An 11,538-nucleotide genomic window follows, 5' to 3' on the forward strand; every position below is an offset into this window, starting at 1 on the left:
ACGCCGCGCCGCGCCCGGCTTGGTCTCCAGGCCACCATCGTCGCGGCCTGGAGGTTGCAATCGTTGAAGCCGCCGAACGACCGGCCGCATCGCGCGGCCGATGCGCTCAGTAGTCGTCGCGGCCGTGAGTGGCGGTGGAATACCCCAGAAACTCGGCCGCGCTCGCGTCCGGACGACCGCGCTTGGTCGCGTTCTGGAAGTTGGGAATCGCCACGCCGCGATTGCGATAACCGTTGACGGCGATGTCGCTGTAACCGGCATACAGACCATTGGACCGGCAATCGCGCACGCCTTCGCCGTACAGGATCGACTTGGCCATGTACTCCAGCCCGCGCGCGAAGCGCGGCTGCGAATCGGCGCCGACGGTATGCGTCCACACGCTGGTGTCGCCCTGGATCGTGGCGATTTCCGCGGCCTGCGCGATCCCCGCGAGCGAGTACTGCGGATGATGGCAATCGCGGGCCTGAAGTTCCTGCACTTCGCCGCTGCTGTAGACGATCAGCGGAATCATCTGCTTCATCCGGTTCAGACCAGCGTTGTAGCGATTGGCGTCGTCCTGATACACGCCCGCGGCCATCATCGCCAACGCGCCGGATACACCCCAGTTGTTGGTCCGGCTCGAGGCCTGATTGGCCTGCGCGTAGAGCTTGTTGAGATAGCTGTTGAAGCGATCCTGCTGAGCCGGCGTCCAGCCCGCCTCGCCGCCGTTGTGATGGCGGATGATCTCCGCCGCGCTCGCCCACACCGGCAGACCCCAGGCCGCTTCGAGCCAGGCCTGCGGCGCATCGGTGCCCGACGCCAGCGTGAATCCGGTGAATTTCGACGACCACGCATCGAGGATCTGGATCGCCTTGTCGCGGTTGCGGGTGTCGCCGCTGACGGTCCAGCGCAGCGCGTTCAAATACGCCGCCATGCTGTCGTTCTTCCACCGCGTTTCCTGCGGACCGCCGGCGGCGCGCACCACCTGCACGGTCGCCAGCGCCGAGTGCGCGTAAGTATGCGAGCCACGATTGTCCTGCAGCAGGCGGTTGTAGCCGGTCTTGATGGCGCTGTTCGCCGTGGATTGCACGGCCGCGCGGATGCTGTTGAGGCGGGTCTGGGTGACCAGCAGGCCGGGATGTTTGAACGGCGGAACCGCTTTGTCGGCGAGGTTGTCCGCGGCGTCGATCTCCACGATGCCGAGCGCGGCGAAGTCCTGCGCGACCGTGTGGCCCGCGGCAGCACCCGCGGCAGCGGTGCCGCGATCGTTCGCATAGGCCGCGCCGGCCCAGCCGATCAATAGCATCGAAGCCATCGCGGTGAAATGCAATTTGGTGATGTGGAGCTTGCTGATGCGCAGCATGGGCATCCTCGTTCGAGTCGTCGTAGGTTGGGGGAGGCAGCGTCGATCACGAACCCGCGCGCGGCGAGTCCGTGGAAAGATCCTGTCGTTCTATGCCGCGACGGCAATCGTCATTGCCGCGGCAGCGACGCCGGACCATGGGCCGAGCAAGAGATCACACGCGTTTTAGGTCGGGCGTCGAACTCATGCTGCACGACTTCAAAACGAAAAGTTGCGACTCGCTGTCGATAAGCGCGGTCGCCGAACCGTTGAAAACACAGGACGATTTCGCAGTTCCGCATTCTGATCGATCGGTATTCGCCGCATCGTCATTGATATCGCAGCGCGGGCAGGCGCCGACGAGCGCACCCGGCGATCAACCCTACATCGCCGATAGCGGTGGCTGGATGGTTGCAACGGAAATCGATTGCGTCGGCCCAACGCGTCATCGGATGACGCATCATGCTTCCGTCGTCATCTCGGCGTGGTCCGGCGTTTCTTCGCCGCGCCCTCGGAACGTTCGACTGCGTTTTGCTCGGGCGCTGCACCCGCGCAGGTCAGCGCCACGAAATTTTTCGTCTGCGCCGATTCCTGATCGAGCAGATGCGCCAGCGCCAGACGCGCGATCGGTTGCAGACCGGCGATGTCGCGATAGACGATGCCGGGCAGCGCGAACCGGCGCATCGCTTCGGGCACGATCGACACGCCCAGTTCGGCCGCGACCAACGCCAGCGACGAGGCGAGTTGCGGCGCATGCTGGCCCAGGCGCGGTTCGAATCCGGCATGACGGCAGGCGCCGACGATCGCGTCGTGCAGGGTCGGGCCGACCGTGCGCGGCGTCAGGATCAACGCGTCCTCGCGCAGTTCGGTCAGGCGGATCGATTTGCGCCGGCCGTCGCGCGCGGCCGGGTGCGCGCTCGGAAGCGCGGCGATCATCGCCTCGTCGAGCAGCGGATACAGGCGCATGTCGCCGTTCTCGGAACCGTCGGGGCGCAGGAACGCCAGGTCCAGCGAACCGTCGCGCAGCTTCGCCGACAGATAGGCGCTGTTGCCTTCCTCCAAGGTGAGTTCCACGTCGGCGTAGCGGCGGCGGAAATCGCGGATCGCCCGGGTCGTCAGCGGCGCGAGGATCGCCGATGAAGTGAAACCAAGGCGCAGCGCGCCGGTCTCGCCGCGCGCCGCGCGCTGCGCCTGACGCACCGCCGCGTTGGCTTGCTCGGGCAGCGTTCGTACCCGTTCGAGAAAAGCGCGGCCCGCGTCGGTAAGTTCGGCGCCATGCGGTACGCGGTGGAACAGGCGCGCGCCGATCTGGGTTTCCAGATCGCGGATCTGCTGGCTCAACGGCGGCTGGCCGATGCCGAGCCGCTCGGCGGCGCGGGTGAAGTTGCGCTCCTCGGCGACGGCCAGGAAATAGCGGATATGGCGCAGTTCCATCGATATCTCCAAAACATATGGAGCAGGTAGGTTTCATATATTGGACGAATGAAGCACGCGGCGCCATCCTGCGCCGCATGAGCACGACACCCTTGCCGCTATCCGCCCTCGCCGCGCCGATCGAACGCGGCACCAGCGCCTATCGCCGCGCCAATTTCGCCCTGTTCCTCGCCGGCTGTTCGACCTTCTCGCTGCTGTACTGCGTGCAGCCGCTGCTGCCGGAGTTCGCGCGCGATTTCGCTCTCGCTCCGGCGGTCAGTTCGCTCGCGCTGTCGCTGACCACCGCTGCGCTGGCGATCGCGATCTTCATCGCCGGCGCGCTGTCGCAGCAGGTGTCGCGGCGACGCCTGATGTTCGCCTCGATGGCCCTGGCCGCGGCCTGCAACCTGCTCGCCGCGGTCGCGCCGGACTGGAGCTTGCTGTTGCTGGCGCGAACGATCGAAGGCGCGATGCTCGGCGGCGTGCCGGCGGTGGCGATGGCGTATCTGGCCGAGGAAATGGACCCGCGCCATCTCAGCGGCGCGATGGGCCTGTACGTGGCCGGCACCGCGTTCGGCGGAATGATGGGACGCGTCGGCATGGGCTTGCTGGTCGAGATCGGTTCCTGGCGTTCGGCGATGGCGGCGATCGGCGCGTTCGGGCTGATCGCGGCGATCGGCTTCGCCGCGTTGTTGCCGCCGTCGCGCCGGTTCGCGCCGCGCCGCGGTTTCGTGGTGCGCCATCATCTCGAGTCTTGGCGCGCGCATCTGGTTCATCCGGGCCTGCTGCGTTTGTTCGTGATCGGCTTCTTGCTGACCAGCGTGTTCGTGGCGCTGTTCAATTACGTCGGTTTCCGCCTCGCCGGCGCGCCCTATGCTCTGGGGCCGGCGGGGATCAGCCTTATCTTCCTGGCGTATGTGTTCGGCATGTTCTCCTCGCCGTTCGGCGGCCGTCTCGCCGATCGCTTCGGCGGACGCGCGCCGCTGATCGGCGGCATCGCGATCATGACCGCCGGCGCCGTGGTCACGCTGGCCGCTTCGCTGCCCTTGATCGTGGTCGGCATCTGCCTGATCACGATCGGTTTCTTCGTCGCCCATTCGGTCGCCAGCGCCTGGGTCGGACGGCTCGCGCGCGCCGACAAGGGCCATGCTTCGTCGCTGTATCTGTTGTTTTATTACTTCGGTTCCAGCGTGACCGGCGTGATCGGCGGCTGGGCCTGGCAGCACGGCGGCTGGACCGGCGAAGTCGCGTTGACCGCAAGCCTGGCGCTGGCGGGTATCGTGTTGGCGACCCGGATCGAAGACCCGCGCCAGCCCGACAGGAGCGACGCGTGAGCGACAAACAGCCGCTGCTGTTGCTGCCCGGCCTGCTTTGCGACGAGCGCCTGTGGCGCGATCAAGCGCGCGATCTGGCCGATATCGCCGCGCCGGTCATCGCAGACCTGAGTCTGGACGACAGCGTGGCGAACATGGCGGCGCGCGTTCTGGCTGATGCGCCGCCGCGGTTCGCCTTGGCCGGATTGTCGATGGGCGGCTATGTCGCGTTCGAAATCCTGCGCCAGCAACCCGAGCGTGTCTGTCGGCTGGCTCTGCTCGACACCAGCGCCGCGCCGGATTCGCCGGCGCGCGCCGAGCAACGACGCGCCGGTCTGCGACTGCTCGAACGCGGCCGCTTCGCCGGCGTCACTCAACAATTGCTGCCGATGTTGGTGCATCCGCGCCATGTGCATTCGGCGATCGGCGTGGAGGTGCGGGCTATGGCGCAACGGGTCGGCGCGCAGGCGTACCGGCGCCAGCAGACGGCGATTCTGCAGCGACCCGATTCGCGACCGCTGCTGGCCTCGATCGCGGTACCGACCTTGGTCGTGGTCGGCGAAGACGACGTGCTCACCCCGCCCGCGGCGGCCGAGGAGATCCAGCGCGGCATCGCCGGCGCGGTGCTCGCGCGAATACCCGACTGCGGCCATCTGCCGACGATGGAAGACCCGCTGCAAACCAATCGCCTGCTGCGGCAATGGCTGATGTGGTGATTCGAGCGCGTGGCCTTCGTACTATCGAACTTCGACGATCGACTGGAGCAAGACGATGACCGCGCTGGACTTCGACACGACCGATCTGGATGCGCTGCTGCGCCTCAACCGCCTGCGCGCCGAAGCGGCAAGCGAAACCGCGCTAGCGCTCGAACGCCATTTCGCCGAGCGCTATCAGGCGGATCGCCGTTTCGCCGTGTACGGAACCCTCGCGCCCGGCAAGCCGAACCATCACCACCTCAGCGATCTGGACGGCACCTGGACGCCGGGACACTTCGTCACCGGCCGGTTGGAGCAATCGGGATGGGGCGCCGATATGGGCTATCCGGCCTTGCGCTGGTCCGAATCGGGCGACGCGATCGAAGTGCAGCTATTCGCATCCGACGACTTGCCCGCGCATTGGGCGCGGCTGGATGCGTTCGAAGGCGACGAGTACCTGCGCATCCTGGTACCGGTGCATGCGCCGGACGGATCGGTGACGTTGGCCAATGTGTATGCCGCGAGGCCCGATAAGCAAGCGTAGTCGTGGCGCGAAGCCCGACGGACGTCGTGTCTGTTCGAGATCCGAAGCGTCGGCGATTGCTTCGCGCAAGCGGCCTTGCCCTTGTGCTGATCGCGCCGGAGAATGCAGACGGTGCATCGCGCCGCGGCGCCATCGACGGCGTCGCGCGCCGCATCCCTCTCCCCCTTGAGAGCTCCCATGACCCGCAACCACCTCTCCACCTTGGCGCTCGCGCTGTTCACCACCGCGATGCTGGCCGGATGCCCGCAATCCCGGCCGCTGCCGACCGAAACACCCAAGGCGGACGCTCCCGCGCCCGCCTCGGCCGCGACGCCCGCGCCGCAGCCGGTGAACGCCGATGTGTTCCGTTTCAAAATCGGCGCGCTTGATGCGGTGGCGCTGAAAGACGGCGACATCGACGTCGCCAACGACGGCAAGACCTTCGCCATCGGCCAGCCGGCCGATGCGGTCAACGCGCTGCTGACCGCGGCGGGCCAACCGACCGACACCCTGCACCTGAGCATTCAACCGCTGCTGGTGCGCAGCGGCGCGCAGGTGCTGCTGTTCGATACCGGCGCGGCGGATGCGTCGTTCGCGCGCGCCGGACGCTTGCCGGCGTCGCTGCGCGCGGCCGGCGTCGAGCCCTCGCAGGTCACCGACATCTTCCTCTCGCATCACCATCCCGATCATGTCGGCGGCCTGCTCGGCAAGGACGGCGCGCTCGCCTTCGCCAACGCCAGGATCCATCTGTCGGCGCCCGAATGGGATGCGATGAAGAAAGACGACGGATCCGCCAAGCTGGTCGCCGCGATCGCGCCGAAGGTCGAGACCTTCCAGCCCGGCGCGGCGATCGTGCCCGGCGTGGTCACCGCTGTGGCCGTCGACGGACATACGCCGGGCCACAGCGCCTACGAGATCGCCTCGGGCGATCAGCGCCTGCTCTACATCGGCGACAGCGCGCATCACTTCGTGATCTCGGTGCAGCGCCCGGAGTGGACCGTGCAGTACGACCAGAACGCACCGCTGGCGCAAACCAGCCGGCGCGCGCTGATGCAACGCGCCGCCGACGGCAAGCTGCGCGTGTACGCCGTGCATTTCCCGTTCCCCGGCCTGGGCCAGTTCAAGGCTCAGGGCGACAGCTTCGTGTGGGAACCCGAACGCTGATCCGCCGCGCCCGCGACGAAACGACGGGCGTATGAACCAGGATGAGCGGACGTCGATGGCGACGTCCACTCGCCGTGAGCAGCCTCCGGCATTCCATGGCACAGGCCTGCATCGCTCATGAACCTGGCGCCAACAGGCCCGATCGGACCCGTCTCTAGCCCACCTCCCGGTCATGCCCCGGCATCGCCGCTGAACGGCCGCGGCTCGGTCCCGCCACTGGCGGTCTTTGGCGCTAAGCTCTCGCCACGGCGCGCCGACGGATGCCGCGCGATCGCCGTTCCCGCTGTGATGCACTACGACGAGGTGCTTGCGATGAAATCCCTGAAGCGTTCCGCTCTATGCCTGATGCTCGGCTTGAGCTTTTCCCTGGCCCTGTCGGCGCAGGCCCAGACCATCGGCTACAACATCCGCACCGGCGACGTCTGGGTCGATACGCGGTTGGGCGAGATCAACGATTACGGCCGCCGTTACCCGCAGCCTTTCGTCGACGAAATCAGCGGCTATTACGGCGCGCCGCGTTCGTACGTCGAAGAACTGCTGCAGCGTCGGCGCTGGGCGCCGGGCGATGTGTACTACGCCTGCGCGCTCGCGCATTCGCTCGGCGTGCCGTGCCAGAACGTCGTGCGCGAGTACGACCGCAACCCCGGACAGGGTTGGGGCGCGGTCGCCAAGCGCATGGGCATCAAGCCCGGCTCGCCCGCGTTCCATGCGCTCAAGCGCGGCGCGGTGACGACTTACGACCGCTGGGGCTATCCGATCCGCGTCGATCAGTCCGTGCACGTGAACTGGGCCGATCATGGACCCGGCAAGGGCCATGGCAAGTCGAAAGGACCCGATCACCGCTCGTACGACTCCGGCCATCCGTCTTCGCAAGGCCACGGCAAGGGAAAGAGCCACAAAGGCGGCGAATCGCACGGCGGCGGCAAGGGCCACGGCAAGGACAAGGGCCACGGCAACGGCAACGGCAACGGCAACGGCAACGGCAAAGATAAGGGCAACGGCAAAGGTAACGGCAAGGGCCACTGAGCCATCCTGGGCCGTGTAGACGACGATCCATTCGCCCCGACCCGGCCGAGCCGCGATGCGGTTTGGGCCGGGTCGATTGGTCTGGATTCAACCGCGCTTTCGGGCCGCCACGATTTCGCGACTCAAGAAACGGCGACATGCGTGCCGTGCGCGGCCGAAGTCGACAGCGCTCATCGCGTCGTAGCGTCGCTCGCCGTCTGTATGCAGGGCCGGCAGCACTCGATGCTGTCGGCTTCAACCGGTTCGACCGGAAAATTATCGCGAAGCCGCGTCGCCTTCCTTGCGGCCGCGCCCACCCGGAACGCGATCGCGCGCCGGAAAGGATTTGTCGGTCAGGCAGGCATTGAGCCAACCCTGATCGGCGCGCAAGCCCGGAACGGCCAACCAGTCATCGTCATCGCTCAGCACGGCGATATCCGGGTCGAGCTTGCTCAGCGGGCCGAAGCTTTCGACGATGGCGGCCTGCTCCGCTGTCGGCTTGAAGTTCCAACCGACGGCCTGTCCGGTGACCGACAGACCGGGGCATTGGCTGTCGACGCAGGCGGCGATCACTCGCGGTTTTCCGTTGACGATGTCGGCGACGGCGCGCTGCGTCACCACGTAATAGCTGGCGAAATCCTCGCTGACGCTGCATACGCGATCGCCGTTCTGCACGTTCATCACGCCGAAGCAGTTGTACGAATAGACATTGGGATCCCGCCGATCCGGCACGAACGAGCAGCTGGCGCGGTAGCCGGCGAAGGAGCCGCCGCTGTAGGCCGCGGCATTCGCCCGCTGCTTCAGAGCGACGGCGATGAACTTCGGCGTTCCGCCGACGCGCTCGGTCAGGCTTTCGGTGCGCGCCGTGGTGGCGTCGAGCAGGATCGCGCGTTGCTCGTCGGCGTCGGGCGCGCCCTCGTCGTTTCCGAGCGCGCCGAGGTCGTGCTCGCGCGCGGCGATCCAGCGACGCTGGCTGTTGATCAAGGCGGCGCGCACATCCGCATCCGTGGCGAGACCCAGCAGCTCGAAATAGGCCTTGCTCATCGCGGCATCGGCTTTGCGCAAGCGCGGGTCCGCGCAGATCTTGTGTTCGAGTGCGGTCGACGCCTTGCGGCAGTCCAGGGCATGAGCGGGTCCGCCGAGCAAGGCCGCGGACATCAGGCAAATGGCCGAAAGCAAACTCTTCACTGTCGTTCGTCCTTGGTTTATGACCCAGCATAACCAATCAACCCGCGAACGCGCAGCCTCCGGCCGAACTGCGCGAGCGCATCGCAGCGAGTGATGCGCTCGTCGCTTGGCGCCTCAATCGTTCGGCATCGGCGCCGGATGCAGATGAATCGCCAGCCAGACCGCGCCCTGCGAAACCCGCCGCACGGTATGCGGTGTGCCGGCGGGCAAGAAGACATAACCTCCGGACCGAAGCTCGATGGCCTCGCCCGCCACCTCCAGGGTCGCCTCCCCCTGCAGCAACGCGACCCACTCGTCCTGGGCCTGCACGTACTCCATCGGAACCGTCGCGGCGGAGCTGAGTATGCGTTCGACGACAAGGTTCTTGTGCGTGAGCAAGGTCTCGAAGCGTTCGCCCTGGGCAGGCGCATCGGCATCGGCGAACAGGTTTCCAGTCGGCATGCGAACGAGCTCCTCTCCAATCGGTCTCGACATCGAGTCGGCCGCTTCGCGAAGCTTATTCGGCTCGATCCCGTCGTCAGACGCGAGCCTACACGATCGCAGCCCATACCAAGGAAGATCGCTCCAGCGTGCGCTCCGTGTCGGCCATGCACCCTCATGCCGAAATCGCCGCGGCGACGCAACCGAAAGCCGCCGCGCCATTGGCGAGAAGCGCAATGACGGCAAGCCACCGTGGCCGCTCGCCCATCTCCAGCGCGTCGATCGAGAATCCAACGCCGAGGATGATGGAAAACGCAATCATGGCCGTGGCTATGAGCGCGGCGCCCAGTGGGTCTTCCGGCGTCGCTTTGAACAACGCTATGGCGAAATAGCTTCCAACCGGCGGGGACGCGATCGCCAAGGCCGTGCGCAAACGGATTTTTGTAAGCGATGCCTGCATTGCGGCTCGACTCCTGAGCTGCGTGCCGTCGACATGCCGCTACGGCCGGTATTTGAGCGCGATGACCTTGGCCGGAAAGCCGCGCGTCAACAAGACCCTGCCAAAGGCATTGCCCAACTCGATGTCCGGGTCAAGCCGAAACGGGAAATCGGCCGAGTAATAGCCGCGCGGTATGACATAAACGGAAAGTTTCAGCTCATAGCCGTTGCGGATATGGCGCTGGAGCTCGAACTCAGGGTCCAGTTCGACGAACCCGCTTACGGTACTTCGCTCCGACACTTGATAACCGCTTCCAAGACGATGGCCTGGCAACACCAGCTTGCCCCAGGCAAAGGCCACCGAATCGTCCCCGGCATCCGACCCTGGAACCCAGACGGCCGCATGCACCTTGTCGCTCACCCAGACGTAGGTGTCGCTGCGTTGGTTGGAGACCGTGACCGCGAACTTGTGCGCCGAGAGATCCGCGCGCAATGTCGCCAGCCAGGCTTGCCACCCCAGATACAGCGTCAGGACGACGGCCACCGCAACCAGCAGACGAATCTTTCCTTGCGCAGCCCGCGCCGGCGCCGGTTTCATGAGGGTCGGCGAACGGATTCGATGCAACGCCTGGACTTCATCGCCATTCCTTCGCGGTTGACCGTGGAATGAAAATCTAATCGGCGATTGTGTCGCTGGCGGGAAGCGAGCGTGAAGCCGGCCAAGCGTGCAGGCATCTAGGCGGAAGGTAGCGGCCCGTGGATTTCCGATCAGTCCCCGTCAGGACGGGTTGTACGCCACCCATCCCTTGAACGTGAACGCGGCAAAGAACAGTTCGACCGTTTCGAATCCGGCCTCGCGCAGCAGCGCCTCATCCTGTTCGGGCGAAAGCATGGGCAGCCGGCTGCCGAGCGCGGCGACCGACTTGTCCGCGTCCTGCGCGGGAATGCCGCCGGACGCCACCGCGAATGCCGCATAGCGATGGAGCCATTGCAGCTTGCGATCGCCGGGAACGCTGTGGTGGGCCACGATCAACGGCGCGCCGGGCTTTAGCCGTCGCCTGAGTTCGACCAGCGTGCGCAGGCGTTCTTCGGCGGGCAGAAAATGTAGGGTCAGCAGACAGGTCGCGCCGTCGAACGGGCCGACCGACGCGGTGTCGATATAGCCTTCGCACAGATCGACCCGCGACGCGAGCGGGCCCAGGGTTTCGCTCGCCAGCTTCAGCATCTCGGCCGACGGGTCCACGCCGACGAAGCGCCATTCGGGCTGCGCTTCGGCGAAAACCTTCAACTCCAGGCCGCCGCCGGCGCCGAGAACGAGCACTTCGCCATCGCCAGGAACCGCCTCGGCAAGCAGCAACGCCGTCATCCGTTGCAGGGCGTGAAAGCCGGGAACCTGCCTGACCGGGCCTTGTGCGTAACGGGCAACCACTTGGGGATCTGAGAACGACAAAGCACCACTCCACTTGGCGAGTTCAACACGGCTCATGCTAGCGCAGCGCGTTTGCGCCTGGCCGATCGCGGATGCTTCGATCTGTTCCATCGATGTATCGCTGCGGGCTTACGCGCAACAACGATCCATAATGCCGCGGGCGATTCGCTGTAAGCGGATCCCCTCATTCGTTACCTATTGCCGCGAATCCCAGAAAGACCCGCATGCCCACGAAAGCGCGACCCCGGCTGATGACGATTGGAGCGGCCAAGTACTTGTGGCTCATTCGCCCCATCAATCCCAACCACGTCGTCTTGAAAGTCTGGTCGAAGCAGGGAGGGCGCAAGGATTTCCCGCTCGAAGTCCGCTTCCGCTTCGACGATCCATGGCTGAACTATGGCCCGATCATCACGGCGCCCAGCGAACGGCGCCACGAGTTTTTCGAACTGGCCCCCGTCACTCCGAAACTGGTGCGTTGGGCGATCGATGCCGCGATCACGGCGGGCTGGAATCCGGAGCAACCGCGAGAGCATCGCTTGTTCGAACGCGGTTCGAACGGCGATCTGGTGAGCTCGCAAAGGGCCTGAAGCGTTGCGGCGTTTCTGGGCGAACGCTCGGCTCTGACGCTG

General features: G+C 66.0%; 13 protein-coding genes. 6 read left to right on the plus strand and 7 right to left on the minus strand.

Annotated features, from left to right (window positions below; all coding sequences use genetic code 11):
- Nucleotides 1-106 precede the first annotated feature (106 nt).
- Complete coding sequence (locus ASD86_RS03100; protein WP_056106688.1) at nt 107-1,342, minus strand: alginate lyase family protein; 1,236 nt, start codon at nt 1,340-1,342, stop codon at nt 107-109.
- Nucleotides 1,343-1,795: 453 nt separating this feature from the next.
- Nucleotides 1,796-2,755 (minus strand): LysR family transcriptional regulator, encoded by a 960-nt coding sequence (locus tag ASD86_RS03105; RefSeq protein ID WP_056106690.1) that lies wholly within the window; start codon nt 2,753-2,755, stop codon nt 1,796-1,798.
- Between the two features lie 92 nt (nt 2,756-2,847).
- Here ASD86_RS03105 and ASD86_RS03110 point away from each other — a divergent pair, with 92 nt between their 5' ends.
- From ASD86_RS03110 to ASD86_RS26365, 5 genes are all read left to right on the plus strand, one after another.
- A complete protein-coding gene (locus ASD86_RS03110; protein WP_200957169.1) occupies nt 2,848-4,068 on the plus strand; it encodes an MFS transporter in 1,221 nt (406 codons plus the stop codon).
- Nucleotides 4,065-4,763 (plus strand): alpha/beta fold hydrolase, encoded by a 699-nt coding sequence (locus tag ASD86_RS03115; protein ID WP_056106692.1) that lies wholly within the window; start codon nt 4,065-4,067, stop codon nt 4,761-4,763. The genes ASD86_RS03110 and ASD86_RS03115 overlap by 4 nt, the downstream gene beginning before the upstream one ends.
- Nucleotides 4,764-4,818: 55 nt before the next feature.
- Nucleotides 4,819-5,286, plus strand: a complete 468-nt coding sequence (locus ASD86_RS03120) for a gamma-glutamylcyclotransferase family protein (RefSeq protein ID WP_082577999.1) — start codon at nt 4,819-4,821, stop codon at nt 5,284-5,286.
- Between the two features lie 177 nt (nt 5,287-5,463).
- Entirely contained in the window at nt 5,464-6,429 is a 966-nt protein-coding gene (locus tag ASD86_RS03125) for an MBL fold metallo-hydrolase (RefSeq protein WP_056106694.1), read from the plus strand.
- 312 nt (nt 6,430-6,741) lie between these two features.
- The gene (locus tag ASD86_RS26365; protein ID WP_157476061.1) at nt 6,742-7,455 is read left to right on the plus strand and encodes a hypothetical protein; all 714 of its coding nucleotides are present in this window, start codon (nt 6,742-6,744) and stop codon (nt 7,453-7,455) included.
- 255 nt (nt 7,456-7,710) lie between these two features.
- Here the strand turns inward: ASD86_RS26365 and ASD86_RS03135 are convergent, their stop codons facing one another.
- From ASD86_RS03135 to ASD86_RS03155, 5 genes are all read right to left on the minus strand, one after another.
- Nucleotides 7,711-8,622: a lysozyme inhibitor LprI family protein gene (locus ASD86_RS03135; protein ID WP_157476063.1), complete on the minus strand. Its 912-nt coding sequence runs from the start codon at nt 8,620-8,622 to the stop codon at nt 7,711-7,713.
- Nucleotides 8,623-8,736: 114 nt separating this feature from the next.
- Nucleotides 8,737-9,063, minus strand: coding sequence for a cupin domain-containing protein (locus ASD86_RS03140; RefSeq protein ID WP_056107118.1), 327 nt, complete (start codon nt 9,061-9,063; stop codon nt 8,737-8,739).
- Between the two features lie 154 nt (nt 9,064-9,217).
- A complete protein-coding gene (locus ASD86_RS03145) occupies nt 9,218-9,502 on the minus strand; it encodes a hypothetical protein (protein WP_157476065.1) in 285 nt (94 codons plus the stop codon).
- Nucleotides 9,503-9,541: 39 nt separating this feature from the next.
- Entirely contained in the window at nt 9,542-10,078 is a 537-nt protein-coding gene (locus tag ASD86_RS03150; RefSeq protein WP_056106703.1) for a hypothetical protein, read from the minus strand.
- 180 nt (nt 10,079-10,258) lie between these two features.
- Entirely contained in the window at nt 10,259-10,966 is a 708-nt protein-coding gene (locus tag ASD86_RS03155) for a class I SAM-dependent methyltransferase (protein WP_056107121.1), read from the minus strand.
- Nucleotides 10,967-11,133: 167 nt separating this feature from the next.
- Here ASD86_RS03155 and ASD86_RS03160 point away from each other — a divergent pair, with 167 nt between their 5' ends.
- Complete coding sequence (locus ASD86_RS03160) at nt 11,134-11,496, plus strand: hypothetical protein (RefSeq protein ID WP_157476067.1); 363 nt, start codon at nt 11,134-11,136, stop codon at nt 11,494-11,496.
- Nucleotides 11,497-11,538 lie beyond the last annotated feature (42 nt).

Source organism: Lysobacter sp. Root690, assembly GCF_001427785.1.
Classification (GTDB): Bacteria; Pseudomonadota; Gammaproteobacteria; order Xanthomonadales; family Xanthomonadaceae; genus Lysobacter.

Excerpts from the sequence above, each read along its gene's own strand:
- ASD86_RS03160 (WP_157476067.1), top strand. The coding sequence starts at position 11,134 with ATGCCCACGAAAGCGCGACCCCGGCTGATGACGATTGGAGCGGCCAAG.
- ASD86_RS03100 (WP_056106688.1), bottom strand. The coding sequence starts at position 1,342 with ATGCTGCGCATCAGCAAGCTCCACATCACCAAATTGCATTTCACCGCG.
- ASD86_RS26365 (WP_157476061.1), top strand. The coding sequence starts at position 6,742 with ATGAAATCCCTGAAGCGTTCCGCTCTATGCCTGATGCTCGGCTTGAGC.
- ASD86_RS03150 (WP_056106703.1), bottom strand. The coding sequence starts at position 10,078 with ATGAAACCGGCGCCGGCGCGGGCTGCGCAAGGAAAGATTCGTCTGCTG.
- ASD86_RS03145 (WP_157476065.1), bottom strand. The coding sequence starts at position 9,502 with ATGCAGGCATCGCTTACAAAAATCCGTTTGCGCACGGCCTTGGCGATC.
- ASD86_RS03120 (WP_082577999.1), top strand. The coding sequence starts at position 4,819 with ATGACCGCGCTGGACTTCGACACGACCGATCTGGATGCGCTGCTGCGC.
- ASD86_RS03125 (WP_056106694.1), top strand. The coding sequence starts at position 5,464 with ATGACCCGCAACCACCTCTCCACCTTGGCGCTCGCGCTGTTCACCACC.
- ASD86_RS03140 (WP_056107118.1), bottom strand. The coding sequence starts at position 9,063 with ATGCCGACTGGAAACCTGTTCGCCGATGCCGATGCGCCTGCCCAGGGC.
- ASD86_RS03155 (WP_056107121.1), bottom strand. The coding sequence starts at position 10,966 with ATGAGCCGTGTTGAACTCGCCAAGTGGAGTGGTGCTTTGTCGTTCTCA.
- ASD86_RS03105 (WP_056106690.1), bottom strand. The coding sequence starts at position 2,755 with ATGGAACTGCGCCATATCCGCTATTTCCTGGCCGTCGCCGAGGAGCGC.